The organism is Allobosea sp. Root381 (genome assembly GCF_001429395.1).
Classification (GTDB): domain Bacteria; phylum Pseudomonadota; class Alphaproteobacteria; order Rhizobiales; family Beijerinckiaceae; genus Allobosea.
In genome coordinates, this window is the sequence record NZ_LMJT01000043.1 from 1 (window position 1) to 25,724 (window position 25,724).

Below are 25,724 nucleotides of genomic sequence, written 5' to 3' on the forward strand. Positions count from 1 at the left end.
TTCGCCGACTGGCCGGCCATCTTCTCGGTGATCGCGGCGTTCTCGGCGTTCTGCTTCACGTTCGCAGCCATCTCCTCCATCGAGGACGAGGCTTCCTCGGTCGACGAGGCCTGCTCGGTCGAGCCCTGCGACAGCTGCTCGGCGCTCGCCGAAAGCTCCTGCGAACCCGACGACACGTTCTCCGCAGCCTGGATGGCCTGGGTGACGATGGTCCGCAGCTTCTCGAGCATGTTCTCAAGCGCGATACCGAGCGTGTCCTTGTCGGAGAGGCGCTTGGCCTCGACCGTCAGGTCGCCATTGGCAATGGCGTCGGCGACGGCGGCGGTGGCATTGAGGTTCGCCGTCATGGTGTTGAGCGAGGTCACCAGATCGCCGATCTCGTCATTGCTCTTGACGTCGATCTTCTGGCTGAGATCGCCGATGGCAACGGCATTGGCGAGGCCGACGGCGCTCGACAGGCCGCGGCTGATGTTCAGCGCGATCCAGGTGGCGGCGGCGATGGCGATCAGCAGCGAGGCGGCAAGGATCGCGATCAGCAGGTTGCGGGCGAAGGCGGCGCTTTCGGCGGCCTGCTTGGCGGCCTCGCCAGCCTGCGCCTTGATGAAGTCGCCATACTCGTCGAGCGGCGCCATCATCTCGGTGATGGCGGTCGCGCCTTCGCCCATCGAAATGTTGGCGGCGCGGATATTGCCGGCCTCGCTGGCGATCTGGGCAACCCTGGCGATCGATTCGAGCGCGCTGGAAAAGGCCGCAAGCGTCTGTTCGGTCGAAGTGCCGGCCTCGGCGATCGGGCCGGTCGCCTTCGCCAGCGCGGTGCGGACCGTCTGGATCTGATCCATGGTCGCCTTGCTCAGGCGCTGAACGTCGTCCGGCGTCGTGGCGCCGAAGAGCTGGGTCGCCGTGCGGGTCAGGCGCATCCATTCCAGCCGGGCACCCTGGAACTCATAGGCGGCAGGCAGGGCGGCGGCCGCCGCGCCAGGCTTCAGCAGGTCGGCCAGCATCCCGTTCGCCGTCGCCGTGATGTTGGCGATGCGAGGATTCGTCTCGTTGGTCCAGACCTCGAAGGCGCGGGCGCTCGAATTCTGCCGCGCGAAGCCGAGCATCTGGTCCTGGACCGTGATGAAACGGGCGATCTTCGGCGCCAGCGCGTCCCAACGGCGCCTGCCATCCTCGTCGGCACTGGCCTGCAGCCGATCGCGGATCTTCAGCGCCTCGACCCGGGCATTGGTGGCCGCCTCGGCATAGGTCGCGATGTCCTTGTCGGACGAGGCCATCACGGCGTTCTTCTCGGCCCGGATCGAGCGGTTGAAGTAGGTCCTGATGTCGCTGACGAGATCGAGCCGGTTGCTCCAGCGGATCAGCTCGTTCTGCGTCTCCGTCATGTTGGACAGTTGTTGGTAGGACAAGCCGCCTGCGACGGTCGACAGGGCGATGACGACGCCGAATGCTGCGGCCAACTTGGCCTTGATCGTGAAACGCATGACTCAAAAACTCGCGACAGGAGTGATGGTTAGGGGGAGGATGAGGCAGGGAGGCGGTCGCCTCCCGCTCGGCAAAGGCAGGCGGTGGTCAGGAGGCGCGGCGAAACTGTGCGTCGTGCTCGTCTCCCGCATCGGTCAGGTCGAAAGCGAAGCCGCCCTTGGACCCCTTGGCTGCGCGAGCCGGGACATCGGATGCCCTCGCTGTGGCAACCTTCGTCCGGGCCGCCTTGCTCTCGGCGGCCTTCATCTCGACAGCCTTGGCCTTGAGCCGCCCGACCGCACGCTCAAGCGAAGGGCCTGTGCCGGCCTGGCCTTCGCCGGTCCGGAAGAAGGCGATGGTGGCCTGGAGCTGCTCGGCCTGGGCGGCGAGTTCCTCGGAGGTGGCCGAGACCTGCTCGGAAGCCGCCGCGTTCTGCTGGGTGACCTTGTCGAGCTGCTGGATCGCCTGGTTGATCTGGGTCGAGCCGACATCCTGCTCGCGGCAGGCGGCAGTGATCTCTTCGACCAGCTCGGCCGTCTTCTTGATGTCCGGCNCTTCGCCGGTCCGGAAGAAGGCGATGGTGGCCTGGAGCTGCTCGGCCTGGGCAGCGAGTTCCTCGGAGGTGGCCGAGACCTGCTCGGAAGCCGCCGCGTTCTGCTGGGTGACCTTGTCGAGCTGCTGGATCGCCTGGTTGATCTGGGTCGAGCCGACATCCTGCTCGCGGCAGGCGGCAGTGATCTCCTCGACCAGCTCGGCCGTCTTCTTGATGTCCGGCACCAGCTTGGCCAGCATCGAGCCCGCCTCCTGCGCCACCTTCACCGTGTCGGTCGAGAGCGTGCCGATCTCGGCCGCGGCGGCCTGGCTGCGCTCGGCGAGCTTGCGCACTTCCGAGGCGACGACCGCGAAGCCCTTGCCATGTTCACCCGCACGGGCTGCTTCAACCGCAGCGTTCAAGGCGAGCAGGTCGGTCTGGCGGGCGATCTCCTGGACGATGTTGATCTTCGCCGCGATCGTCTGCATGGCGTCGACCGCCTTGCCGACCGCGACCCCCGAGGCTTCCGCATCCTTCGCCGACTGGCCGGCCATCTTCTCGGTGATCGCGGCGTTCTCGGCGTTCTGCTTCACGTTCGCAGCCATCTCCTCCATCGAGGACGAGGCTTCCTCNCTTCGCCGACTGGCCGGCCATCTTCTCGGTGATCGCGGCGTTCTCGGCGTTCTGCTTCACGTTCGCAGCCATCTCCTCCATCGAGGACGAGGCTTCCTCCGTCGAGGAGGCCTGCTCGGTCGAGCCCTGCGACAGCTGCTCGGCGCTTGCCGAAAGCTCCTGCGAACCCGACGACACGTTCTCCGCAGCCTGCAGCGCGTCGCCGACGACATGACGGAGCTTCTCGACAGTGCCGTTCAGCGCGGTGACGAGGTCGCCAACCTCGTCATTCGAGCGCACGGCCATGGTGCGCGTCAGGTCGCCGGCGGCCACGCCATTGGCGAGCTCGACGGCGCTGGCCAGGCCGCGGCCGATGCTGACCGCGATCCAGGTCGCGGCGGCGATGGCGAGCATGAAGGAGATGGCGAGGATCGCGATCAGCAGCGTCTTGGCGAAAGCGGCGGCCTCGATCGCCTTGGCGCCGATCTCGTTCATCTGACGCTCGGCGAGCGCGCCATAGGCATCGAACGCGGCGATGGCGGCGGCCAAGGCGCGCTGGCCCTCGCCGCGGCTGATCTCGATGGCGCGGATGCTGCCGCCTTCCCGGGCGATGTCGAGGACCTGCGTCGACAGGGCGTAGACCCGCTCGGTCGCGGCCTCCAGCCCCTGCGTGGCGACGCCGAGCGGCCTGAGGGCGCCGACAGCCGTCTGAAGCGCGTGCCGTCCGGCCGCGATCTCGCCCTCGGCGACGCGGCGCCGCTCCTCGAGCTCGGCCAGGGTATCGGCGCTGAAGGTCTCGGCGACCATGCGCAGGGTGCGGGCGGTTTCGAAACGCGCGGCCCAGACCAGCCTGGAAGCGGCGATGTGCTCGGCCGAGGCTGCGAACTTGTCGAGTTCCCCGAGGACCTCGGCGAACGCGGTGGACTGGCCGGCGATGGCGGTCGCGCCTTCCGAGCGCCAGGTCGCCATGGCCTTGTCGCCGGAGTTCAGCTTCGCATTGCGGATGGCGTCGTCCTGAAGGTCGTTGAACGCCTTGGCGCGGACGATGGCCTCGTCGATCAGGCGGCGGCCCTCGGGGCTCGCCGCGGCCTGGATCTCGCCGGCCAGCCTGGAAACGTGCTGGCGCATCGTCGCGATCTCGACCGCGGCCGCCTCGATATCCTTGTCCGTGCTGGAGATCAGCAGCGTCTTCTCGGCGCGGAGCTGAGCCTGCAGCTCATGCTGCAGGGCCGCGACCTTGCTGATGCGCTTGCCCTGGTCGATGATCTCGACCTCCGCACGCGCCACCTCGGTCAGCTCGTAATACGCGACGCCGCCGGCGACCATCGACAAGGCGATGACCATTCCGAATGTCGCTGCAAGCTTCGCCTTAATGGTAAAGCGCATCGTCGTACCCCCCAGTCTCGAATGCGGTCAGCCCAGGATCCGGGCCATGTCGGGAACGATCACGAACTCGTCGTTCCATTTGGTGATGAAGCGGATGAACTCCGGCCGCCAATGGTTGCCCAGCCGCGGCGTCTGCTGGGCCTGCCGGCCCGAGACCTCGGTGACCTCGTAGACCTTGTCGGCCAGCAGCCCGAGCGTGACGGCATCGCCGTCGATCTCGGCCTCGATGACGACGATGCGGGTGTCGGCCGTCTGCTGCGTGCGCGGCATGCCGAAGCGGATGCGCAGATCGGCCAGCGGCACGACATTGCCGCGGACATTGACCAGAGCGGGCAGGAAGGGCCTGGCACCGGCGACGCGCGTCACCGGAACCGGGTCGATGATCTCGCGCACCATGTCGGTCTCGATCGCGAAAATCTCGTTGCCGAGGCCGACCATCAACACCTGGAGGCTCGCGTCCTGCACGGGCGGCGCGCCGGCTGCGGCGGCCTGCGGCATCTGGAGCTGGCCCATCATGCGGCCTCCGGCGTTCTGTCGCTCTCGGCGCGGACCTGGCCGAGCGTCACGAGCTGGGCGACGTCGAGGATCAGCGCGGCCGAGCCATCGCCGAGGATGGTCGCTCCGGAGAACATCGTGACGTCCGAGTGGAGCTTGGACAGCGACTTGATCACCGTCTGGTGGCTGCCGATGATCTGGTCCACGACGAGGCCGATGCGGGTGTCGCCGATCGAGGTGACGATCACCTTCTGGTGCGGGTCGGCCTCGCCCTCGGCCTCGAAGAGGTCACGCAGGCGCAGGAAGGGCACGAGCTCGCCGCGCACGCTGAGGAAGCTGCGGCCCTTGGCGCGCGCCTCGTCGGCGGCGGTGAGCTCGATGCATTCCTCCACCGCCGAGAGCGGTATGATGTAGCGCCCCTCGCCGACTCGGATCAGCAGCCCGTCGATGATGGCGAGCGTCAGCGGCAGGCGCAGCGTCACGGACGAGCCGTGGCCGGGGATCGTGGTCAGGTCGATGGTGCCGCGCATCGCCTCGATGGTGCGCTTGACCACGTCCATGCCGACGCCGCGGCCCGACAGTGCCGAGATGGTCTTGGCGGTCGAGAAGCCGGGATGGAACAGGAACTGGTGGATCTCATGCTCGCTGAGACTGGCACCGGGCTGGATCAGCCCGTTCTCCTCGGCCTTGGCGCGGATGCGAGCGGTATCGAGGCCGGCACCGTCATCCTGCACCGTGACCAGCACCTGCGCGCCGACATAGCGGGCGGCAAGCTCGATGCGGCCGGTGGCGGATTTCGCCGTCTGGCTGCGTCGGTCGGCCGATTCGATGCCGTGGTCGATGGCGTTGCGGATCAGGTGGACCAGCGGATCGGCGAGGCGCTCGATCATGGTCTTGTCCATCTCGGTCTCTTCGCCGACCGTGACGAAGTCGACCGGCTTGCCGAGATCGCGCGAGAGATCGTGGACGAGGCGGCGGAAGCGGCCGAAGAGCGAGCCCATCGGCACCATGCGCACGCCCATGGTGGTGTCGCGCAGGCCCGACGCCAGCCGCTCGATCTCCTCGGCGATCGCCTTGATCGCAAGGTCGGTGCCGGAATGGGCGATCTGGCTCAGGCGGGCCTGGGCGATGACGAGTTCGCCGACGCGGTCCATCAGCTCGTCGAGGCGCTCGGCCTGGACGCGCACGGTCGAGCCCTTGTCCTCGTTGCGGCGGCCGGGTTCGGCCTTCTCCGACGCGATGGCCGGGCGCTCCGGCGCGGTAGCAGCCTTGGGCGCGAGGGCAGCGTTGGGCGCGGTCATGCCCGGCTCCGGCTCGTCGGCCGGCAGCGACATGTCGAGCGGGGGAAACGATATCGGGGCGGCCTCGTCGAGGGGCGTGACGACGAGTTTCATCTCGTCGCGGACGAACATGAAGACGTCCTCGATCTCGTCCCGGGAACAGGCGCTCTGCAGCGTCACGACCCAGGAGATCAGGCAGCTTTCCGGGTCGAGCGCATCGAGTTCGGGCACCTTGCCGAGATCGGCCTCGACCTCGCAGGGGCCGAGCGCGCGCAGATCGTCGAGCAGAACGAGCGGATTGGTGCCGTTGCGCAGGATTCCCGGCTCGAAGGCGATCTCGATCCGCCACCCCGCCGAGGCCGCGGCCGGCTCCGGGGCGGGCTCGATCCCGCCCGCCGGTACGGCCTCGGTGCCGCCGTCGATCAGGCGATGCAGTTCCTCGACGATCGCTTCGCCGATGATCGGGTCGGTGGAATCGGGGTCGTCGATCAGCGTGCGGATGTAGTCCTTGGCCGCGAGCGAGACCGTGACGATGTCGCGGTTCGCGTCGATCTTGCCCTTGCGGATCAGGTCGAAAGCCGTCTCGAAATCATGGGTGAAGGCAGCGACCCGGTCGAAGCCGAACATCGAGCCCGAACCCTTGATCGTGTGCAGCGCCCGGAAGGCGGCGTCGATCAGGTCGCGGTCCTGCGGGGTCTGGCCCAGGTCGAGCAGGATCGTCTCGAGGCTGTCGAGCAAGTCCGCCGCTTCCTGGCGGAAGGTCTCTGCGGGATCGAGTTCGATCATCAGCTGCGCACCAGCTTGGCGACGACGGCGAGAAGCTGCTCGGGCTTGAACGGCTTGGTGATCCAGCCGGTCGCGCCGGCGGCCTTGGCCTCCTGCTTGACGGCGTCGTCGGATTCCGTGGTGAGGAAGACGATCGGCACGCCCATGAAGCTCGGCAGGCCGCGCAGCGCCTTGATCATCTGCATGCCGTTCATCACCGGCATGTTGAGGTCGGTGATGACGAGGTCGAAAGCCTGCGCCTTGGCCTTGGCAAGGCCTTCCGAGCCGTCGCCGGCCTCGACGACATTGTGCCCGGCCGGCCCAAGGACGAGCTTGATCATCTGCCTGACGCTCGGCGAATCGTCGACGGTGAGGATATTGGCCATGGTCAGTTCCTGGATGGTTCGAAGCGGCCCGTGCCGGGCATCGCGATGCCGGCCCGCGCGAAGGCGGAGTGGACACACTCCGGAGCCGCAAGCATCGCAAAGGAGAGATCGCGCGCGGCGAAACTGCGCTCGGCGCTGACGATCGTCTGGACGAAGGTGATATCGACCTGCGCGACGTCGGAACAGTCGACTTCGACACCGGAACCGGCATTAACCAGGCCAACAAGGGAATCAGTCAGCGCCCTTGCATTCCGAAGCGTACAATCCGAGCCTGCACCGACCCTGGTGACGACTCCAACAGATTCACTACTCATCTCGTATCGCACCAATACGAAGCATGCCGAAGCGCACACCTTTCATGCCAAGATATATAAGAGCATGAACTTATAATTCACTTAACGCTACAGCATATCCATTTCATCTATTGTTTATTATCATGCGTAGCTTGAGTCGGGCTTGCGCTCGGCGAGTCGGGGGAAGCGCGGCCGGCAATACTCCGTTAACCATGGCAGGCCGTGCCCGCCGCTTTTTGTTGCAGCGCGAAAAATGCGGAAAGGCAGGCGTCAGGCGAACTGGGCTATCAGCCCCGGCGCCGCGTCTGCGAGGGCAGCTCGCCGAAGGCGAGCCGGTAATCGACGGCGAAATGCCCGCGATTGACGAAGCCCCAGTGCCGCGCGACCTCCTCGATCGAGCGCGACGAGAGCGGGTCCAGCAACTCGGCGCGGATATGCGCCAGGCGAGCCTGCTTGATGTAGTCGTGCGGCGAGGTCTTCTTGTGGCGGCGGAACCCCTCCTGCAGCGAGCGCAGGCCGATGCCCACCGTGTCCGCGACCTCCTGCACCGTGAGCGGCCCCGCCTTGTGGCCGTCGATCAGCTCGAGCGCGCGCCGGATCTGCCAGGGCGCCGGCGCCGCCGCCTGCCGCTCGAACCAGGCGGAATAGCGATGCGGGAAGCGCTCGAGGATCAGCATGATCAGGGCGTCCTGCAGCATCCGCGCGGCATGCGGCGCGCTTGCCAGCTGAGCGTTCGAAAGCCCGGCTTCGATGGCAGCCAGGATGCCGACCAGCGCCGCACCGGAGGCCGAGGACGCGTCGAAGGACGTCGCGAAGTCCAGCGGCTCGGTCACGGGACGCTCGATCGCGGCCTGCAGGGTCCGCATCACCTGCTCGGCGTGGAGCGTGAAGGTCGAATGGTCGCTACCCGCGGCATATTCGCCGCTCTCGGCCAGGGCGGTATTGAGGATCAAGCCGTGTCCCGGTACGGCCGCATGGGTCTGCCGCCCGACGGAGTAGAGCGTGCCGCCCGCCCTGACGAGACGGAGCGTCAGATTGTCATGCGGCAGGCCGCGGCCGAGCCTCATGCCTTGCGGATAGCGGGCCTGCACGAGATGGGCGCCACTGATCCCGTGCGCCGTCAGACGGGCCTCGAAGCTCCCGGTCCGAAGCGGCGCGAGCACGAGGTCCCGGCGCAGGAGATGGACGAGATAGGCCTGCGTCTCGCCGGCATCGCGGCTGACGAATTCGTCCCCGCCTTCGCGGGCTGCGGGTCGCCCCCGCGAATCGGACGACCCTGACGAACGCCTCTTCACCCTTCTTCCTGTGACCGCGGCCGCGGCCGCGGTCAAGCCGCGGGCGTCGCGGAAACCCTGCGGCTCAGGCGCCGACGAATTTGAAGTGGCTGCCGAAGCTGCGATAGGAGGATTCGAGGATGGCAACCCCGCCGGCGACGCGCAAGGTCTCCGCCACCTCGAGGCCGAGTTCGACAGCCTGCTCGGGCGGGCGCTCGGCATCCGCGGTCAGGCGCTGCTGTCCGTCAAGCGAGGTAATCTGGCCATGGAGGGCGAGCCGCCCGTCCCGCCAGCTCGTGCAGACGCCGACCGGCAGGCTGCAGCCCGCACCCAGCGCATGCAACATCGCCCGCTCGGCATCGACCTCGGCGCGTGTATTCTCGTCTTCGATGTCCTTGAGCAAGGCAAGGATCGCCGCATCGGCCGTCCGCGCCTGGACGCCCAACGCCCCCTGCCCCACCGCATGGGGGAACAGCATCGGGTCGAGCTGCTCGGTGGTGGCTTCCGCGAGCCCCAGCCGCTCCAGCCCGGCCTGGGCCAGGATCACCGCATCGAGCCCGTCATCGCCGTTGATCTTGGCCAGGCGCGGCCCGACATTGCCGCGGATCGGCACGACCTCGACATCCGGCCGCAGGCTGAGGATCTGCGAGCGGCGGCGCAGCGAGCCGGTGCCGACGCGCGCGCCCTGCCGCAGCTCGCCGAGCGTCGAACCGCAAAGCGCGTCGCGCGGGTTTTCGCGCCCGGGCACGGCGGCCAGGGCGAGGCTATCGCGCAGGGTGGTCGGGAGGTCCTTCAGCGAATGGACGACGATATCGACCTCGCCCGAGGTCAACTGCTCCTCGTGCTCGGTCGAGAACACGCCGACGATGCCGAACTGATGGAATTCGGAGACGCGGTCCTTGTCGGCCATCGTCGCGATCGGGACCAGCGAGAACTCCGTATCCGGGTGCTTCGCCTTGATCAGCCCGGCGATGTAGTTCGTCTGCGCCATCGCCAGCGGGCTGCGTCGCGTGCCGATCTTGAGGTGCATCAGGGAAACTGCCTCGTCCAGGAGCCCGGAACCGCTCCCGCGGGCCAGCCTCACATCGATTTGAGCGGGTCTATATCAGCGGATTGCCATTGCGGCGAGTGCAGCTTACCAGCGCTGTCCCGCGATTCCTTTGCGATCGCTCAAGATCGGCATAGCCTCGCGGGCCGTCCGGGTTGCCCGGGCAAGGCCTAGCGGCCGGACATGAAACCGAGACGTCGGAGCGCCGCTACCCATGGACGGCGCAGGGAGACCGCCATGGACATCACGACCGCGAACAGGCCGCGAGCCACGATCACTGCAACGCCCGAGGAGGTCGTCGACTTCTGGCGCGATGCCGGGCCGGAGCGCTGGTTCAACAAGGACGCCGCCTTCGACACGCTCTTCCGCGAGCGCTTCCTCGCGCTCCACTTCGCCGCAGGGCGCCGCGAGCTCGACCACTGGGCCGAGACGGCGCAGGGCTCGCTCGCGCTCGCGCTCCTCCTCGACCAGTTCCCGCGCAACGCCTTTCGCGGCACGGCGCATATGTATGCGACCGACGCGCTGGCGCTGTATTTCGCGCGCCGCGCCCAAGCCGAAGCCCATGGCGAGGCCCTCGATACCGAGCTCAGGCTCTTCCTGCATCTGCCCTTCTGCCATTCGGAGAATCTCGCCGACCAGGACCTTTCGGTGCGGCTGAGCACGCCGCTCGGCGGACCGGCGCGCGAGCATGCCGAAGGCCATCGCGAGATCATCCGTCGCTTCGGGCGCTTCCCGCATCGCAATCCCCTGCTCGGCCGCGAGACGACCGCCGAGGAGAAGGCTTTCATCGACGGCGGCGGCTTCGCGGGCTGAGGGGGAACCCCGACGACAGTTCCATTGCCGCGCCGCGGCACGCGCCTTATCCCTCGTCCGGTCAGAGCGGGAGAGCACCCGCCGCCGCGAGCAGGGAACGCCATGACTGAGCCAGACGATGCCGAACGCCGGACGATCGGCACCTTCGACTATGTCGTGATCGGCGCCGGTTCGGCCGGCTGCGTGCTGGCCAACCGCTTGTCGCGCGATCCGCGGAAGCGCGTGCTGGTGCTGGAAGCCGGCGGCCGCGACGACTGGATCTGGTTCCACATCCCGGTGGGCTATCTCTTCGCCATCGGCAATCCCCGTGCCGACTGGATGTTCGCGACGGAGCCGCAAGCCGGGCTCGGCGGGCGCGTCCTGCCCTATCCGCGCGGCAGGGTGCTCGGCGGCTCCTCCGCGATCAACGCCATGGTCTATATGCGGGGGCAGGCCGCCGACTATGACGGCTGGCGCCAGCTCGGGCTTTCCGGCTGGGGCTGGGACGACGTGCTGCCCTATTTCCTCAAGCATGAGGACCATATCGGGCCGGGCGAAAGCAGCCTGCATCGCTCCGGCGGAGAATGGCGCGTCGAGCATCCACGCGTGCGCTGGGCCATCCTCGATGCGATCCGCGAAGCCGCAGAGGCAGCCGGCATCGCCCGCATCGACGACTTCAACACCGGCGACAACGAAGGCTCCTCCTATTTCCAGGTGAACCAGCGGCGCGGCCGGCGGCTCAGCGCCTTCAACGCCTTCCTGCGGCCGGTGCTGGACCGGCGCGACGACCATCTGCGGCTCGAGATCGGCGTCCTAGTCGAGCGCGTGGTGGTCGAGGACGGGCGCGCCAAGGCGGTCGAATTCACCCATGCCGGCGAGAAGCTGCGCGTCGAGGTCACGGGCGAGGTCGTGCTGAGCGCCGGTGCCGTCGGCTCGCCGGCCTTGCTGGAGCGCTCCGGCATCGGCGACGGGGCGCGCCTCTCGGCGCTCGGCATCGCGACGACGGCGCATCTGCCGGGCGTCGGCGAAAACCTGCAGGACCATCTGCAGCTCAGGCCGGTCTACAAGGTCGAGGGCGTGCGGACGCTGAACAGCGATTATGCCAAGCTCTGGCGCCGGCCGCTGATGGCGCTGCAATATGCCGCCATGCGCAGCGGGCCGCTGACGATGGCGCCCTCGCAGGTCGGCGCCTTCGCGAAATCCTCGCCCGAGCAGGCAACCGCGAACCTGCAATATCATTTCCAGCCGCTCTCGCTGGATAGCTGGGGTTCGGGCCTGCATCCCTTCGACGCCTTCACGGCCAGCGTCTGCAACCTGCGCCCGACCAGCCGCGGCCATATCCATATCAAGACCCCCCATGCCGAGGACGCTCCAGCGATCTCACCGAATTATCTCGACACGGCAGCCGACCGGCAGGTCGCGATCGACGCCATGAAGCTGACACGGCGGATCGTGGCGCAGGCACCGCTCGCCCGCTTCCGGCCGGAGGAGCACCTGCCCGGCGCGGCCGCCGCAAGCGATGCCGATCTGCTCGAGGCGGCCGGGCGGCTGGGCACCACGATATTCCATCCGGTCGGGACGGCGAAAATGGGCCGCGAGGACGACCCCCGCGCAGTGCTCGACGAAAGGCTGCGGGTGCGCGGCGTTGCGGGCCTGCGCGTCATCGACGCCTCGGTTATGCCCGCCATAACCTCCGGCAACACCGCGAACCCGACGATGATGATAGCAGAAAAGGGCGCAGCGATGATGCTGGAGGACGCGCGCAGCCGTTGACGGCGCGGTTCCGAGCAAACACGGCGACCCTATGACGGGTGGCTGAACCGGGCGACCCGTGCATCCTTCATCAGGCTGCGGAAGTCGGCCCCGCTGACGCGCACCAGGGTCTTGTGGTCGCCGCCCTCGAAATAGACGTCGCTGGCGTTGCCGAGGCTTTCGTCCAGGATCACCGGCACGTCGTAGGCCGAGCCGATGGGCGGGATCGCGCCGAGGTCGCAATCGGTGAAAAGCGCGCCGACCTCGTCCTCGGAGGCGAGGCCGAGCCGCCTGTCCATGACATCCTGCAAGGTCGAGAGCTCGATCCGGTGCGTGCTCGGCACGACAGCGAGCGCGTATCCCGTCTCATGGTGCACGACCACGGATTTGGCCAGGCTGCCGCCGGAAACATGCGCCGCCATCGCCGACTGGCTGCTGGTCCGGGTGCGATGATGCGAAAGGGTATCGTAGGCGATGCCCTCGCCGTCGATATAGGCCCGAAGCTTCTGTGCGATTGTCATCGTAGGCGCCCCCTGTCTTGCGTGGCGACGCGTCGAAACATCATCCTCCTCTCATCACCCGGGAAGTCAACGGCAAATGGACAGGCCTGAAACAGACGGGATCGGCCAGGGACCAGGCCCCTTGCCGCGCCCCGACAGAGGCCCCGTCACACGTGGCCTGCTCTTCGTCCTGCGGGCCATCCTCACCGTCCTGATCGTCATCGACGAGATCGCGAGGCCGTTCTACCGGCCGCTGATCCGCCGGCTGGCCGCACTGCGTATCGTCAGGCGGATCGAGGCTGCCATCGCACGCCTGCCACGGCTCGCCATCCTGGTCCTGCTCGCGATCCCCTTCGCCGTCGCCGAGCCGCTGAAGCTGCTCGGCCTCGTCCTGATGGCGCAGGACCGCTTCAGGACCGGGCTCGTCGTCTTCGCCTTCGCCCATCTGGTCAGTTTCCTGCTGGTCGAGCGAATCTACCATGCCGGCCGCCACAAGCTGCTCACCTATCGCTGGCTCGCCTGGGCCATGGGCCTGCTAGACCGGCTGCGGCGCAAGCTGCTGGACTGGGTCAGGAGCAGCGCGGCCTATGCGTTCGCGCTGCGCAGCCGGGACGCGGCCCGGCATTGGTGGCGCTCGCTGCGCGCCTAAGGTGCCGCTCAGACGATCTGATTGCGAAGCGCCGCCTCGTCGCGCGCCAGGCGCTCGAGATTCTCTATCAGCACGTCGACGACATTGCCCTCATAGGCACGGGTCTCGCCGGCACTGTGCGGGGTGACGATGACCTGCGGCATCGCCCAGAAGGGCGAACTCGCCGGCAGGGGCTCCTCGTGGAAGGTGTCGAGCCCGGCGCCGGCGATGCGTCCCTCCTTCAGGGCTGCGGCCAGCGCCTGCTCGTCGACCACCTTGCCGCGCGCAACATTGATCAGCAGCGCCGTCGGCTTCATCGCAGCAAGCGCCCGCGCCTCGATCAGCCCCTCCGTCTCGGGCGTCAGCGGGCAGGTCAATGCGACGATGTCGGCCCCGGCCAGCGCGTCGTGCAGCTTGTCGGGATGCACGATCGCATCGACACCGGCCTGCGGGCCGGGGCTGCGGCGGATGCCGACGACGCGCAGCCCGAAGGCCTTCGCCAGATTGGCGAGCCGCAGGCCGATGCGGCCGAGCCCGACGATCACCAGCGTCTTGCCGTCGAGCTCGTCCTCGCGCCGGGCGCGGTCGCCGATCATCGGACGCCAGCTCTTCGCCGTCTGGTTGTCGCGGGCGAGGTGGATCTGGCGGGTCAGGCCGAGGATCAGGGCCATGGCGTGCTCGGAGACCGCGCGCTCATTGGCGCCCTGCGCACTGGCGAGCCGCACGCCCGCAGCGGCGAAGGCTGACTTGTCGTATTGGTCGGTGCCGGCGCTGATCGACTGGACGAAGCGCAGCTTCGGGCAGGTCGAGAGCAGCTCGTTGCGCCAGAGACCGGAGACCACGACGACATCCGCCTCGGCAGCGCGCGCCTTGAATTCGTCGAGGGAGCGAACCTCGAAGCTCTTCGCGGCATGCCCGCGTGTCTTGAATTCGTCCTGCAACTGATAGGCGGCATGGGCGAAGCAGATCGTCAGATCGGCGTCGGGCGGCAATGCGGGCATGTCGGTCGTTCCCTTCAGGCGAGGCTTGTTCTGGAGAGGCTTCTCGTCGGGTTGGCCGGCGGTTCCGGCGCCGTCCCGGCATGGCGTTCATGCGGGACCGGCGCACATGCAAGACTTAGGCGCGCTGCGAAAGCAAGACCGCGGACGGCATCGCCGCCTCCAGCCGCTCCCATCCGGCGGCATTGCCCGGCAGGCCGAAGCGCAGCCATGTCGCGTCGTTCTGGAAGCGCCGGACATAGATGCCCTGCCGGCCGAGATGGGCGAAGAGAGCGGGCGCTGCCGGCGTCGCGAGCAGGCGAAACAGCGTCGTGCCGCCGACGACCCGGCCGAGCGGCGACAGCAGGGCATCTAGCCGCGCCGCGTCGGCGGCTCGCGCCGCTTCCGCCTGCGCCAGCCATTCGGTATCGGCCAGCGCCTGCGCGCCGATGGCCAGCGCCGGGCCCGCCACCGCCCAGGGGCCCATCGCAGCCTGCAAGGCCGCCACAGCACCGCCGTCGCCGATGGCGAAACCGAGCCTGACGCCCGCGAGCCCATAGGTCTTGCCGAAGGAGCGCAGCACGATGGTCGCCGGAGGCAGCGCCGGGAGCAGGCTGGCTTCCGGCGTGAAGTCGCAGAAGGCTTCGTCGAGGATCAGCATGCCGCCGCGCCCGGCGCAGCGCGCGGCCATTGCGGCGAGTTCGCCGGCCGGGAGGCAGCGGCCATCGGGATTGTTCGGGTTGACGACCACAATGCTCGCAGCCTGCATCGTATCGGCCGGCGTCATAGCCTCGGCGACATCGGCCCCGGCCTTGCGCCAGGCCTGCGCATGCTCGGCATAGGTCGGCCCGAGCACGGCGACCGGGCCGGCGCTAACGAGATCGGGAAGCACGCGCGGCAGCAGATCGATCAGGATCTGGGTGCCGGGCGCGGCGATGGTGCCTGCCCCGGCCGGCACGCGATAGGCCTTTCGGGCTGCCGCCAGCAGCGCGGCCTCGTCATCGGCGCCGGGCAGGCGCTGCCACAGGCTTAACGGCAGCGCCGGAAGCGGATAGGGGATGGGATTGATACCGGTGGAGAGATCGATCCAGGGTTTGGGCGCGTCAGGAAACTGCGCCCGCGCCCGGGCTAAGTCACCGCCATGCCAGATACCCTCAGTCACGCTTCACCCCGCCCGCCCATGGCCTTGCCCGATACCCTGCTTCTGCTGCTGGCCGCGCTCGTCGTCGAGGCGGCGATCGGTTATCCGCAGCGCTTGTATGCGCTGATCGGCCATCCCGTCACCTGGCTCGGTGCCCTGATCTCGCGTCTCGACCAGGCGCTCAACCGGGAGCGGGCGGGCTTCGCGGCGCGCAAGGCTGCGGGCATCGCCGCGCTCCTCGTCCTACTCGCCGCGACGCTGGCCGTTGCCCTCGCGCTGACGGATCTGTGCCGGATGCTCGGGCCGCTTGGCCTGCTGCCCCTCGCCCTGCTCGCTTCGACCTTGCTGGCACAGCGAAGTCTGCACGAGCATGTCGCGCGCGTCGCCGAGGGGCTTGAGCGCGGCGGGCTCACCGAGGGACGCAAGGCCGTCGCGATGATCGTCGGGCGCAATCCCGAGAGCCTCGACGAGGCCGGCGTCGCGCGCGCTGCGATCGAGAGCCTGTCCGAGAACTTTTCCGACGGCGTCGTCGCGCCGGCCTTCTGGCTCGGCGCGGCGGGGCTGCCCGGAATCGCGCTCTACAAGGCGATCAACACCGCCGATTCGATGATCGGCCACAAGACACCGCGCCATCTCGCCTTCGGCTGGGCGGCCGCGCGACTCGATGACCTCGTCAACCTGCCGGCCTCGCGGCTGACCGCACTGCTGCTGGTCGCGGCGGCGGCGCTCGGCCGGGATGGCGACGCGACTGCCGCCTGGCGCGCTGTGCGGCGCGACGCTGGCAAGCACAAATCGCCCAATGCCGGCTGGCCGGAGGCGGCGATGGCGGGCGCTCTGGGCCTTCGTCTCGCCGGGCCGCGAATCTACGGCGATACCCGCGTCGAGGACCACTGGATGGGCGACGGGCGGGCCGAGGCAACCGCAGCCGACATCCGGCGGGCCCTGCGGCTCTACCGAAAAGCCTGCGGCCTGCTGTGGGGGCTGGCCGCAGCGGGTGCCGCGGCCGGGCTGCTCGCCTGAATCCTCAGAACTCGATCCCTTCCTGCGCCTTCACCCCGGCGGCGAAATGATGCTTCACCAGCGTCATCTCGGTGACGAGGTCGGCGGCCTCGATCAGTTCCGGCTTTGCGTTTCGGCCGGTGACGATGATGTGCAGGTCCGGGCGACGCGCCGCCAAGGTGGCGACGACCTCGGCGAGCGGCAGATAATCGTAGCGCAGCGCGATGTTGAGCTCATCCAGCACGATCAGCCGGATGCTCTCATCGGCCATCAGCTCCTTCGCCTTGTCGAAGGCGCGGCCGGCCGCGGCGATGTCGCGGGCCTTGTCCTGCGTCTCCCAAGTGAAGCCCTCGCCCATGGTGTGCCAGGAGACCCGGTCGCCGAAGGCGTCCAGCGCCTTGCGCTCGCCGGTTTCCCAGGCGCCCTTGATGAATTGCACCACGCCGATCCGCCAGCCATGACCGAGGGCGCGCAGGGCGAGCCCGAAGGCTGCCGTCGACTTGCCCTTGCCCGGGCCGCTGTTGACGATGAGAAGCCCCTTCTCGACCGTCTTGGAGGCGACCTCGGCGTCCTGTACCGCCTTGCGCTTCTCCATCTTCGCCTTGTGGCGGGCGGCGGCGTCGCTTGCGCTTGTCATTCTGACCTCACTTCACCTGCATCGGCAGGCCCGCCACCATGAAGACCACATGGCCGGCGCGGGCGGCAATGGCCTGATGAAGCCGGCCGGCCTCGTCGCGGAAGCGTCTCGCCAGCGCGTTGTCAGGCACGATGCCGAGGCCGACCTCGTTCGACACCAGCACCACCGGGCCGGAGGCCTGCGCGCAGGCCTCGATCAGGTCGGAGCCGGCCGCGGATGTGTCATGCTCGGCGAGGATCAGATTGGTCAGCCAGAGCGTCAGGCAGTCGACCAGCACCGGCCGCCCGGCGGGCAGGCCGCGAATCGCATCGGGCAGCGCCAGCGGCGCATCGATGGTCGCCCAGTCCGCCGAGCGGCGCGCCCGGTGCTCGACGATGCGGGCACGCATCTCCTCGTCCCAGGCCTGCGCGGTCGCTACATAGGCCCAAGGCGCCGGCAAGGCTTCGATCAGCGCCTCGGCATGGCGGCTTTTGCCCGAGCGCGCGCCGCCGAGAACGAGGGTGAGGTGGGGAATATCCACGGGCAGCGACCTCCGCCGTCATGCTCGGGCTTGTCCCGGGCATCTCCTGCAAGAGATTTCCGGGTCTGCGCCTTCGCTCCGCCCGGGAATGACGGCGCACTGCATTGCACAGCCAACCGCACATGGCTAATGATCTCGGGCGACGGTGCCTTCGCGAGGAGGTGAAAAGGGAACGCGGTGCGATACCGCGGCTGCCCCCGCAACTGTGAGCGGTGAGTTCTGCGCCATCGGCCACTGGGAGCGATCCCGGGAAGGCGGCGCCGGACGCCTTGATCCGCAAGCCAGGAGACCTGCCGTCGTCCGATCCGCAATCCAACAGGCCGCCGGCGGGGCGGCCAGGAGAACGATGATGAATACGGCTTCCGTTTCCACCCAGCAGGCCAGCGTCTCAGAACGCGTCAAGGCCGCCGCGGCAGCGCTCGCGCTCGGCATGGTGCTGATCTACACGGTCGGCTTCGCGGCGTCGGCCAGCGTCCACAACGCGGCGCACGACACCCGCCACGCCATCGCTTTCCCCTGCCACTGAGGGAAGGCCATCATGATCAATCGTGTTCTCGCGGTCAGTCTTCTGGCCGGGCTTCTGGCTGGGCTCGTCGTCGCCGCACTCCAGCATGTCACCACCACCCCGCTGATCCTCAAGGCCGAGACCTATGAGGCGGCGCTGCGCGCCGTCGCACCGTCCTATGCCGCCTTCACGGAGCAGGGTTTTTCGGGTGAAGCGAAGATCGTGCTCGCCCATGGCGGCGACGCCCATGGAGAGCATGACGCCTGGGCGCCGCAGGACGGTTTCCAGCGCACGCTGTTCACGAGCCTGGTGACGATCGCCACCGCGATCGGCTTCGCCGCCCTGCTGCTCGGCGGGATGATCGCCGCCAACGACACGATCGACGAGCGGCGCGCGCTGACCTGGGCGGCCTGCGGCTTTCTCGCCTTCGGCCTCGTGCCGGCGATCGGGCTGGCACCTGAGCTGCCGGGTGCCGCCGCCGCCGCGCTGGAAAGCCGCCAGCTCTGGTGGATCTTCACGGCGCTGGTGACGGCGGGAGCGATCTTCGTCTTCCTGCGCATGGAGGCGCCGTGGCTGCGCGCGCTCGCGGTCCTGGCCATCCTGGTCCCGCATGTCATCGGCGCGCCGCATCCGGCCGCACCGGAGAGCAAGGTGCCGGCCGAGGTCGCGGCTCATTTCGCGGCGCTTTCGCTGGCGGTGCAGGCCGCGCTCTGGCTGATCACCGGCTTTGCCGTCGGCCGGCTATGGCCGTGGTTCATCCGCCGCGCCGACGCCCGGTGACCATGGCGACAGCACGACCATGACCGCCGCTCCGACGATCCATGTCTGCACGGTGTGCAGGCGCGTCCGCGAGGACCTGCCCGACGGCTTCGACCGGCCGGGTGCCGCGCTTGCGGATGCGCTGGCGCAGCGCCTGCGGGATGCCGGCAGCGCGATCACGGTCGCGACCGCCGAGTGCCTCTCGGTCTGCAAGCGCCCCTGCACCATCGCGCTCGCCGCCGACGGCAAATGGACCTATCTGATCGGCGATCTCGAAACCGAAATCCATCTCGACGACATCGTCGGCGCGGCCGAGCTCTATGCGGCCAGCGCCGACGGCATCGTTCCCTGGAGAGAACGACCCGCCTGCTTCCGCAAGGGCGTGGTCGCACGCGTGCCGCCTCTGCCGGCGCGCCAGCAAGGATGACAGCATGAACGCCCCCCAAAACCCGTCGCTGGGCAAGATTCCCTGCACCATCGTCACCGGCTTCCTCGGTGCCGGAAAGACGACGCTGGTGCGCCATCTCCTCGAGAACGCCCAGGGCAAGAAGCTCGCCGTGCTCGTCAACGAGTTCGGCGATCTCGGCTTCGACGGCGAGTTCCTCAAGGGCTGCGGCATCGCCGGCTGCACCGAGGAGGACGTCGTCGAGCTGCCGAACGGCTGCATCTGCTGCACCGTCGCCGACGATTTCGTGCCCGCGCTCGAAAAGCTCCTGAACCGCGCCGACCCGCCGGAGCACGTCCTGATCGAGACCTCGGGCCTCGCTTTGCCGAAGCCGCTGGTCCAGGCCTTCAACTGGCCGGCGATCCGCGCCCGCGTCACGGTCGACGGCGTCATCGCCGTGGTCGACGGGCCGGCGGTCGCCGAGGGCCAGTTCGCCGACGATCCGGACGCGCTCGCCGCCCAGCGCGCGCAGGATGCCTCCGTGGAGCATGACAACCCGCTGGAGGAGGTCTTCGAGGACCAGATCCTCTGCGCCGACCTGATCCTGCTCAACAAGAGCGACCTGATCGACGAAGCCGCCAAGGCACGCGTCAAGGCCGAGATCGCCGGGCACCTGCCCAAGGCGATCAAGATCGTCGAGACCAGCCATGGCAAGGTCGAGCCGGCGCTGATCGTCGGCCTCGGCGCCGCGGCCGAAGCGGACCTCGCCTCCCGCCCCTCCCATCACGGCGAGGGCGAGCACGACCACGACCATGACGATTTCGATTCGGTCGCGCTGCCGCTTCCCGCGGGCCTGTCGCCCGACGAGCTTTCGGCCCGCGTCGCGAAGGCCGCCGAGGCCGCGGGCGTGCTGCGGCTGAAGGGCTTCACCGGCGTCCCAGGCAAGCCGATGCGGCTCGTCGTCCAGGGCGTCGGCCGGCGCGTCAGCCATCATTTCGACCGCGCCTGGGCCGAAGGTGAGGCGCGCGACGGCCGGCTCACCGTGATCGGCCTGAAGGGCTTCGACCTGAAGGCGGTGGAGGCTGCGCTCGCCAAGGGCTGAGGCCGTCTCGGCAGCGGAGGACCGGCATGCATCTTCTCCCGACCAGCGAGGTCAGGCTCGACGACGGCGAAGACGCCGTCGATCTCGGGCTGCCGCCGGGAGACATGCTCGTCCTGTCCTATGCCGACAGCGATCTCTCGGCGCTGGCGGCGGCGGCGGCCGACAGCGGGATCTCCGTCCGGCTCGCCTCGCTGCGGCGCCTACGTCACCCGCTCTCGATCGACTTCCTGATCGAGAAGACGGCGGCGAAGAGCCGCTTCGTGCTGATCCGCTGCCTCGGCGGGCTGGATTACTGGCGCTACGGCATCGAGCAGCTCGGCGCCGCCTGCCGGGCGAGCGGCATCGCGCTCGCCGTGCTGCCCGGCGACGACCGGACCGACGAGCGGCTGGCGGAATACGGCACGGTCGATCCAGCCTTCGCGGCGGAACTGCTCGGCTATTTCCATGCCGGCGGCGGCGCGGAGAACATGCGGCGGCTGCTGGGACGGATTGCGGGACATTGTGAAGGCAAACTTCCGTCATCCGCGTCACGAGACTCGATCAAGGCCGAGAAACGCGCCTCGCTGCAGGCGAAAGCGCGCGATCTCGCCCCGCTCGAGCTGCCACCGCTCTTCGCGCTCGGCGCCGACGCCACTCCCATCGACTGGCGCGCGGCGCTCGCTGTCCTGCCCACCGACAGGCCACTCGTCCCAATCCTGGTCTACCGCTCGGCCGTCAGCGCCGGAGACACTGCGATGGGCGAGGCGCTCGCAACCGCGCTGGCGGCGCGCGGCCATGCCCCACTGATCCTCGCCCTGACCAGCCTGAAGGACCCGGCCGTGACGGCCGAACTCGCGGCGCTGGTCGCGACGCACCGGCCGGCCGTGATCGTCACCACCACCGCCTTCTCGGCGCGCGAGGGCGCCGATTTCGTGCTGGACGCCGCCGATAGCCCGGTGCTCCAGGCGATGCCGGTCGGCAGCGCCCGCGAGGCCTGGGCCGCATCGCCCCGCGGGCTCTCGGCCGCCGACCTCGCCATGCAGGTCGCGCTGCCGGAATTCGACGGGCGGCTGGGGGCCGTTCCCGTCGCCTTCAAGGCGGAGGTCGTCGATACCGCAACCGGCTTCGGCATCCGCCGGCTCGTGCCGGATGCGGAGGGCATCGCCGCGCTGGCCGATCTCGCCACCGGCTGGATCGCGCTCGCCGCGAAGCCGGTGGCGGAGCGGCGGCTGGCGCTGGTGATGTCGGACTATCCGGCGCGCGGCGGGCGGGCCGGCTTTGCCGTCGGCCTGGACACGCCAGCGAGCGTTGAGACGATCCGGAAGCTGCTGGCGGAGGCGGGATATGACTTGGCTGGTCAGGCATCGGAAGCGCCGACCTGTCCCCTTCCCCCCGCTTGCGGTGGGGAAGGGCTAGGGATGGGGGGGCGGAAAGCCGAGCAGGCTACTTCTTCGACGGCGCGCCGAGCGGCACTGCCCCCCACCCTAACCCTCCCCACCGCAAGCGGGGGGAGGGAAACGGCCTGCAAGACGGGCACGGCAACTTTCGATGCCGCATCCTCCAACCTTTTGATGCAGGCCCTCACCGCCGGCCCCGCCGACTTCGCCCTGCCGCTGGCCGCCTATCGCGCCTGGCTCGCGACCATCCCGGCGGAGGCCCGCGAGACCCTGCTCGCCGCCCATGGCGCACCCGAAGCCGACCCCGCCTGCCGGGACGGCGCCTTCCGCTTCCGCGCCGTCCGCGACGGCAAGCTCACCATCGCCCTGCAGCCGGCGCGCGATGCGACGCCCGACCGCAAGGCGCGCTATCACGATCCCGACGCGCCGCCGGGTCACGCCTATCTCGCCTTCTACCTCGCGCTGCGCGAGACCGCCGGGATCGACGCGCTGATCCATCTCGGTACACATGGCACGACGGAGTGGCTGCCGGGCAAGGCGGTGGCGCTGTCCTCCGCCTGCTGGCCGCGGCTCGTCACGCAGGGGCTGCCGGTCGTCTACCCCTATGTCGTGGACGATCCCGGCGAGGCCGCGCCCGCCAAGCGACGGCTCTCGGCGATCACGCTCGGCCATCTGCCGCCGCCTCTGGCCGAGGCAGAAGCCTCGGGCGAAGTCGCTCTGCTGCGCGATCTCGTCGAGGAGTTCTCGCAGGCGCAGGTGCTCGATCCGCGCCGCGCCGACATCGTCGCCCGCGAGATCCGCTCGCGCGCCGAGGCGAGCGGGCTCGCCGCGACCTGCGGCGTCACCGCCGACCAGCCGATGAGCGAGGCGCTGACGCGGCTCGACGCGCATCTCTGCGACATCGCCGAATTGCCCTTCCGCGACGGGCTGCATGTGTTCGGGCGCTCGGAACTCGATCCCGCCTCGGCGCAGGCCGAGCGCGAAGGGCTGCTGCGGGCGCTGGACGGGCGCTTCGTGCCGCCGGGCCCGGCCGGCTCGCCGCATCGCGGCCGGCCGGACGTGCTGCCGACCGGGCGCAACCTCTCGACGCTCGATCCGCGCGCCATCCCGACCCGGGCGGCGGCGCGGCTGGGTGCGCTGGCGGCGCAGGCCGTCGTGGCGCGCCATCTGCAGGAGCATGGCGAGGCGCCGCGGCGGATCGTGATGGATCTCTGGGCCTCGCCGACCTTGCGCTCGGGCGGGGAAGACATCGCGCATGCGCTGGCCCTGATGGGAGCCGAGCCGCTCTGGGACCACGCCTCGACGCGGGTGACGGGCTTCTCGATCATCCCGCAGCCGAAACTCGCCCAGGCGCGGGCCGACGTCACGATGCGCATCTCGGGGGCCTTCCGCGACACCTTCCCGCAGCAGGTCGCGCTGCTCGATGCGGCCGCGCGCGCCGTCGCGGCGCTCGATGAGCCCGACGACTGGAACGAGCCCGCCGCGGCCCGGCGCCGCGGCGAGGCGGGCGCCCGCGTCTTCGGCCCCGCGCCAGGCCGCTATGGCGCGGCGATGGCCGACCGCGCCCTCGACGGCGCCTGGACGGCGCGGGACGAGCTGGGTAGCGCCTATCTCGCCGCCTCCAGCCATGCCTATGGCGGGGCGGATGGCAGCGGCAGCGCCGATGACGGGTTCGAGGCACGCATCCGCACGGCGGAGGCTTTCGTCCATGTCAGCGACACGGCCGGGCGCGACATCCTGGAGGCGTCGAGCGCCGCCGACGTCATCGGCGGGCTGGCGGCGGCGGCTCAGGCGCTGGGCGCCGATCCGGCGCTCTACAGCCTCGACACCTCCGATCCCGAGGCGCCGAAACCGCGCACGCTCGCGGAGGACATCGCCCGCATCGTCCATGGCCGGCTGACGCATCCGCGCTGGATCAGCTCCCATCTCGCCCATGGCTGGCGCGGCGCAGCCGAACTCGCGGAAGCGCTCGACACGCTCTTCGTCTTCGCGGCCAGCACGGATGCGGTTCCGGCCGGCCATTTCGACGCGGTCTTCCAGGCCTGGTGCGCCGATCCGAAGATCTGGTCCGCGATCGAAGCCGCCAATGCGCCGGCCGCGGCCTCGATCCGGGCGCGGCTGGCCGAGGCGGCGCGGCGCGGATTCTGGACCAGCCGGCGCAATTCGGTCGGGGCGTTTCTGGCCGGTGAGCCTCCTGCAAGCGAGGCTGCCGAATGAACGCGCCCTCGCCCGAGACGCTGCGACGCGGCTGGTGCCCGAGCACGCTGAAGCCGATGGAGACCGGCGATGGCTGGCTGGTGCGGCTGCATCCGCCGGGCGCGCGGCTGACGCCCGCCGAACTGCGCCGGATCGCGGCGCTGGCACGCCAATATGGCAACGGGCTGATCGAGATCTCGGCGCGCGGCAACATGCAGTTGCGTGGCGTCACGGCCGAAAGCCATCCCCGTCTCGTCGCGACGCTGCTGGCCGAGCGCCTGGTCGACGAGCATGACGGCGCCGGGCCGCAGCGCCTGACCCTGACCTCGCCGCTGGCGGGCGCTGGCATCGCCCTCGCCGCCGAGATCGAGGCGCGGGCGCGAGACATCACCGGGCTGCCGGCGAAGTTGTCCGTGGTCGTCGACGATGGCGGGGCGCAATCGCTCGATGCCTTCGCCGGCGATCTGCGCGTCGTCGGGATCGCGCCGGGCATTGCCGCGATCGGACTGGCGGACCGCGTCTGGCTCGGGCCGGTGGACGAGGGGCAAGCCGGCGAGGCCGTCGCGACCATGCTCGCCCGCTTCGCCGCCCTGCGGGCTCAAGCGCCGGACGCGATCCGCCGCCTGCGCGACCTGCCGCCGGGGGCCCTGCCGACGCTGTCCGACCTTCCGGCCGCGCCTGCCCCGCCGGAGCGCCCGGCGCCGCGGCGGGCCGGGCTGTTTCCGCTCGGTTCCGACGGCTTCGCCGCGCTCGTCGGCCTGCCCTTCGGACGCGCGGATGCTGCGACGCTGGACCGACTCGCCACAGCGGCCGAGGCGCAAGGCTGCAGCAAAATCCGCCTCTCGCCCTGGCGTGGCATCGCCTTTCGCGGCTTGGCCGAGGCGGATGCCGAGGCGCTGCTCGGTTTCGCCGCCTGCGAGCTCGGCCTCATCGTCCGCGACGACGATCCGCGCCTTTCGGTACAGGCCTGTGCCGGGGCTCCCGCCTGCCTGCGGGCGGAGACCGCCGCGATGGCCGATGCGGCGCGGCTGGCGCAGGAGATCGCGCCTCTGCTCGCCGCCGGGCTGACCTTGCACGTCTCGGGATGCGTCAAATCCTGCGCGCAGCCGGGCGCCGCGGACCTTACCCTGGTCGGGCGGGCCGGCCGCTATGGCGTGGTGATCGCGGGGACGGCGCGGGACCATGCGCTGGCCGAGCTTGACCTTTCCGCGATCCTGGCGCGTTTGCAGCCCGGACAGGAGATTCACGCCCGCCTGCCGATGGCAGGCCGGCTCGCAGGACGACGCGCTTGAAGACGCATTACGACTACATCCAGGATGGGGCTGCGATCTACGAGCGCTCCTTCGCCATCATCCGCTCCGAGGCCGACCTCTCGCGCTTCTCGGGCCGGGCGGCGCATGTCGTCGTGCGGATGATCCATGCCTGCGGCATGACCGACCTGCCGGCCGATGTGGAGATGTCGCCGGATTTCGCCGCGGCCGCCGAAGCCGCTCTGAAGGGCGGCGCTCCCATCCTCTGCGACGCCAAGATGGTGGCGAACGGCGTGACGCCGGCGCGGCTGCCCGCCGGCAACCGCGTGATCTGCACGCTCGACGATCCGGCGACGCCCGGCCTCGCCAAGGAACTCGGCACGACGCGCTCGGCCGCCGCGATGGAGCTGTGGCGGCCGCATCTGGCAGGCGCGCTGGTCGTGATCGGCAATGCGCCGACCTCGCTGTTTCGCCTGCTGGAGATGCTCGATGCCGGCGCGCCGAAGCCGGCCGCCGTGATCGGCATCCCCGTCGGCTTCATCGGCGCGGCGGAATCGAAGCAGGCGCTGGCGCAGGACGGGCGCGTACCCTTCCTCGTGGTGCATGGCCGGCGCGGCGGCTCGGCTATGGCGGCGGCCGCCGTCAACGCGCTGGCGCAAGAGAAGGAGTGAGC

23 protein-coding genes, 2 pseudogenes and 1 riboswitch are annotated in these 25,724 nt (G+C 69.5%); of the genes and pseudogenes, 11 read left to right on the forward strand and 14 right to left on the reverse strand.

Annotated elements, in window-relative coordinates:
• From ASE63_RS24260 to hemC, 9 genes and pseudogenes are all read right to left on the reverse strand, one after another.
• The coding region (locus ASE63_RS24260) for a HAMP domain-containing protein (RefSeq protein WP_056807875.1) at positions 1-1,481 on the reverse strand (1,481 nt) is incomplete at its 3' end.
• Between the two features lie 534 nt (positions 1,482-2,015).
• Positions 2,016-2,625, reverse strand: a pseudogene (locus ASE63_RS28655) (methyl-accepting chemotaxis protein); the annotation flags it as partial.
• A 1-nt stretch (position 2,626) separates the two neighbouring features.
• Positions 2,627-3,991, reverse strand: a pseudogene (locus ASE63_RS28850) (methyl-accepting chemotaxis protein); the annotation flags it as partial.
• Between the two features lie 27 nt (positions 3,992-4,018).
• On the reverse strand, positions 4,019-4,504 hold the full coding sequence (locus ASE63_RS24270; protein WP_082610260.1) for a chemotaxis protein CheW: 486 nt from the start codon (positions 4,502-4,504) through the stop codon (positions 4,019-4,021).
• Positions 4,504-6,552, reverse strand: coding sequence for a chemotaxis protein CheA (locus tag ASE63_RS24275; protein WP_056807879.1), 2,049 nt, complete (start codon positions 6,550-6,552; stop codon positions 4,504-4,506). The genes ASE63_RS24270 and ASE63_RS24275 overlap by 1 nt, the downstream gene beginning before the upstream one ends.
• Entirely contained in the window at positions 6,552-6,917 is a 366-nt protein-coding gene (locus ASE63_RS24280) for a response regulator (protein ID WP_056807881.1), read from the reverse strand. The genes ASE63_RS24275 and ASE63_RS24280 overlap by 1 nt, the downstream gene beginning before the upstream one ends.
• 2 nt (positions 6,918-6,919) lie before the next feature.
• Positions 6,920-7,243, reverse strand: a complete 324-nt coding sequence (locus ASE63_RS24285; protein ID WP_156410590.1) for an STAS domain-containing protein — start codon at positions 7,241-7,243, stop codon at positions 6,920-6,922.
• 254 nt (positions 7,244-7,497) lie between these two features.
• Positions 7,498-8,505 carry a helix-turn-helix domain-containing protein gene (locus tag ASE63_RS24290; RefSeq protein WP_056807885.1) on the reverse strand — a complete coding sequence of 336 codons (1,008 nt, stop codon included), beginning with the start codon at positions 8,503-8,505 and terminating at the stop codon, positions 7,498-7,500.
• A gap of 64 nt (positions 8,506-8,569) precedes the next feature.
• Positions 8,570-9,514, reverse strand: a complete 945-nt coding sequence (hemC, locus tag ASE63_RS24295; protein ID WP_056807887.1) for a hydroxymethylbilane synthase — start codon at positions 9,512-9,514, stop codon at positions 8,570-8,572.
• Positions 9,515-9,769: 255 nt separating this feature from the next.
• Here hemC and ASE63_RS24300 point away from each other — a divergent pair, with 255 nt between their 5' ends.
• Positions 9,770-10,345, forward strand: a complete 576-nt coding sequence (locus tag ASE63_RS24300) for a DUF924 family protein (protein ID WP_082610262.1) — start codon at positions 9,770-9,772, stop codon at positions 10,343-10,345.
• A gap of 102 nt (positions 10,346-10,447) precedes the next feature.
• Complete coding sequence (locus ASE63_RS24305; RefSeq protein WP_056807889.1) at positions 10,448-12,097, forward strand: GMC family oxidoreductase; 1,650 nt, start codon at positions 10,448-10,450, stop codon at positions 12,095-12,097.
• A 29-nt stretch (positions 12,098-12,126) separates the two neighbouring features.
• Here the strand turns inward: ASE63_RS24305 and ASE63_RS24310 are convergent, their stop codons facing one another.
• The gene (locus ASE63_RS24310) at positions 12,127-12,597 is read right to left on the reverse strand and encodes an aminoacyl-tRNA deacylase (RefSeq protein WP_056807891.1); all 471 of its coding nucleotides are present in this window, start codon (positions 12,595-12,597) and stop codon (positions 12,127-12,129) included.
• Positions 12,598-12,718: 121 nt separating this feature from the next.
• Between ASE63_RS24310 and ASE63_RS24315 the strand changes: the two genes are divergently transcribed.
• Complete coding sequence (locus ASE63_RS24315; protein ID WP_082610263.1) at positions 12,719-13,225, forward strand: hypothetical protein; 507 nt, start codon at positions 12,719-12,721, stop codon at positions 13,223-13,225.
• Between the two features lie 8 nt (positions 13,226-13,233).
• Here ASE63_RS24315 and ASE63_RS24320 read toward each other — a convergent pair whose 3' ends face one another.
• Both ASE63_RS24320 and cobD read right to left on the reverse strand, forming a co-directional pair.
• Positions 13,234-14,205 (reverse strand): D-2-hydroxyacid dehydrogenase, encoded by a 972-nt coding sequence (locus ASE63_RS24320; protein ID WP_056807893.1) that lies wholly within the window; start codon positions 14,203-14,205, stop codon positions 13,234-13,236.
• A 115-nt stretch (positions 14,206-14,320) separates the two neighbouring features.
• Positions 14,321-15,343 (reverse strand): threonine-phosphate decarboxylase CobD, encoded by a 1,023-nt coding sequence (gene cobD / locus ASE63_RS24325; protein WP_056807895.1) that lies wholly within the window; start codon positions 15,341-15,343, stop codon positions 14,321-14,323.
• A gap of 18 nt (positions 15,344-15,361) precedes the next feature.
• Here cobD and cbiB point away from each other — a divergent pair, with 18 nt between their 5' ends.
• On the forward strand, positions 15,362-16,342 hold the full coding sequence (cbiB, locus tag ASE63_RS24330; protein ID WP_056807897.1) for an adenosylcobinamide-phosphate synthase CbiB: 981 nt from the start codon (positions 15,362-15,364) through the stop codon (positions 16,340-16,342).
• A gap of 4 nt (positions 16,343-16,346) precedes the next feature.
• On the opposite strand, the gene cobO is transcribed toward cbiB, so the two are convergent.
• Both cobO and cobU read right to left on the reverse strand, forming a co-directional pair.
• Positions 16,347-16,958, reverse strand: a complete 612-nt coding sequence (gene cobO, locus ASE63_RS24335) for a cob(I)yrinic acid a,c-diamide adenosyltransferase (RefSeq protein WP_056807898.1) — start codon at positions 16,956-16,958, stop codon at positions 16,347-16,349.
• A 7-nt stretch (positions 16,959-16,965) separates the two neighbouring features.
• The gene (gene cobU / locus ASE63_RS24340; protein WP_082610265.1) at positions 16,966-17,484 is read right to left on the reverse strand and encodes a bifunctional adenosylcobinamide kinase/adenosylcobinamide-phosphate guanylyltransferase; all 519 of its coding nucleotides are present in this window, start codon (positions 17,482-17,484) and stop codon (positions 16,966-16,968) included.
• A 120-nt stretch (positions 17,485-17,604) separates the two neighbouring features.
• Positions 17,605-17,791, forward strand: a riboswitch (cobalamin riboswitch).
• Between the two features lie 36 nt (positions 17,792-17,827).
• Between cobU and ASE63_RS24345 the strand changes: the two genes are divergently transcribed.
• The 7 genes from ASE63_RS24345 to ASE63_RS24375 are packed head-to-tail and all read left to right on the forward strand — an operon-like array spanning position 17,828 to position 25,722.
• Positions 17,828-18,004, forward strand: coding sequence for a CbtB domain-containing protein (locus ASE63_RS24345; RefSeq protein WP_056808143.1), 177 nt, complete (start codon positions 17,828-17,830; stop codon positions 18,002-18,004).
• 12 nt (positions 18,005-18,016) lie between these two features.
• Positions 18,017-18,763: a CbtA family protein gene (locus tag ASE63_RS24350; RefSeq protein ID WP_056807900.1), complete on the forward strand. Its 747-nt coding sequence runs from the start codon at positions 18,017-18,019 to the stop codon at positions 18,761-18,763.
• Between the two features lie 19 nt (positions 18,764-18,782).
• Positions 18,783-19,169: a DUF1636 domain-containing protein gene (locus ASE63_RS24355; protein ID WP_056808146.1), complete on the forward strand. Its 387-nt coding sequence runs from the start codon at positions 18,783-18,785 to the stop codon at positions 19,167-19,169.
• Positions 19,170-19,173: 4 nt separating this feature from the next.
• A complete protein-coding gene (cobW, locus tag ASE63_RS24360; protein ID WP_056807903.1) occupies positions 19,174-20,229 on the forward strand; it encodes a cobalamin biosynthesis protein CobW in 1,056 nt (351 codons plus the stop codon).
• Positions 20,230-20,255: 26 nt separating this feature from the next.
• Complete coding sequence (locus ASE63_RS24365) at positions 20,256-23,822, forward strand: cobaltochelatase subunit CobN (protein ID WP_056807905.1); 3,567 nt, start codon at positions 20,256-20,258, stop codon at positions 23,820-23,822.
• Positions 23,819-25,093 carry a precorrin-3B synthase gene (cobG, locus tag ASE63_RS24370; protein WP_056807908.1) on the forward strand — a complete coding sequence of 425 codons (1,275 nt, stop codon included), beginning with the start codon at positions 23,819-23,821 and terminating at the stop codon, positions 25,091-25,093. The genes ASE63_RS24365 and cobG overlap by 4 nt, the downstream gene beginning before the upstream one ends.
• Positions 25,090-25,722 carry a precorrin-8X methylmutase gene (locus ASE63_RS24375; protein WP_056807910.1) on the forward strand — a complete coding sequence of 211 codons (633 nt, stop codon included), beginning with the start codon at positions 25,090-25,092 and terminating at the stop codon, positions 25,720-25,722. The genes cobG and ASE63_RS24375 overlap by 4 nt, the downstream gene beginning before the upstream one ends.
• Positions 25,723-25,724 lie beyond the last annotated feature (2 nt).

What these genes read in the sequence shown, in the direction of transcription:
- ASE63_RS24270 (WP_082610260.1), bottom strand. Translation starts at nt 4,504, where the DNA reads ATGGGCCAGCTCCAGATGCCGCAGGCCGCCGCAGCCGGCGCGCCGCCC.
- ASE63_RS24275 (WP_056807879.1), bottom strand. Translation starts at nt 6,552, where the DNA reads ATGATCGAACTCGATCCCGCAGAGACCTTCCGCCAGGAAGCGGCGGAC.
- ASE63_RS24280 (WP_056807881.1), bottom strand. Translation starts at nt 6,917, where the DNA reads ATGGCCAATATCCTCACCGTCGACGATTCGCCGAGCGTCAGGCAGATG.
- hemC (WP_056807887.1), bottom strand. Translation starts at nt 9,514, where the DNA reads ATGCACCTCAAGATCGGCACGCGACGCAGCCCGCTGGCGATGGCGCAG.
- ASE63_RS24300 (WP_082610262.1), top strand. Translation starts at nt 9,770, where the DNA reads ATGGACATCACGACCGCGAACAGGCCGCGAGCCACGATCACTGCAACG.
- ASE63_RS24305 (WP_056807889.1), top strand. Translation starts at nt 10,448, where the DNA reads ATGACTGAGCCAGACGATGCCGAACGCCGGACGATCGGCACCTTCGAC.
- ASE63_RS24310 (WP_056807891.1), bottom strand. Translation starts at nt 12,597, where the DNA reads ATGACAATCGCACAGAAGCTTCGGGCCTATATCGACGGCGAGGGCATC.
- ASE63_RS24320 (WP_056807893.1), bottom strand. Translation starts at nt 14,205, where the DNA reads ATGCCCGCATTGCCGCCCGACGCCGATCTGACGATCTGCTTCGCCCAT.
- cbiB (WP_056807897.1), top strand. Translation starts at nt 15,362, where the DNA reads ATGGCCTTGCCCGATACCCTGCTTCTGCTGCTGGCCGCGCTCGTCGTC.
- cobO (WP_056807898.1), bottom strand. Translation starts at nt 16,958, where the DNA reads ATGACAAGCGCAAGCGACGCCGCCGCCCGCCACAAGGCGAAGATGGAG.
- ASE63_RS24345 (WP_056808143.1), top strand. Translation starts at nt 17,828, where the DNA reads ATGAATACGGCTTCCGTTTCCACCCAGCAGGCCAGCGTCTCAGAACGC.
- ASE63_RS24350 (WP_056807900.1), top strand. Translation starts at nt 18,017, where the DNA reads ATGATCAATCGTGTTCTCGCGGTCAGTCTTCTGGCCGGGCTTCTGGCT.
- ASE63_RS24355 (WP_056808146.1), top strand. Translation starts at nt 18,783, where the DNA reads ATGACCGCCGCTCCGACGATCCATGTCTGCACGGTGTGCAGGCGCGTC.
- cobW (WP_056807903.1), top strand. Translation starts at nt 19,174, where the DNA reads ATGAACGCCCCCCAAAACCCGTCGCTGGGCAAGATTCCCTGCACCATC.
- ASE63_RS24365 (WP_056807905.1), top strand. Translation starts at nt 20,256, where the DNA reads ATGCATCTTCTCCCGACCAGCGAGGTCAGGCTCGACGACGGCGAAGAC.
- cobG (WP_056807908.1), top strand. Translation starts at nt 23,819, where the DNA reads ATGAACGCGCCCTCGCCCGAGACGCTGCGACGCGGCTGGTGCCCGAGC.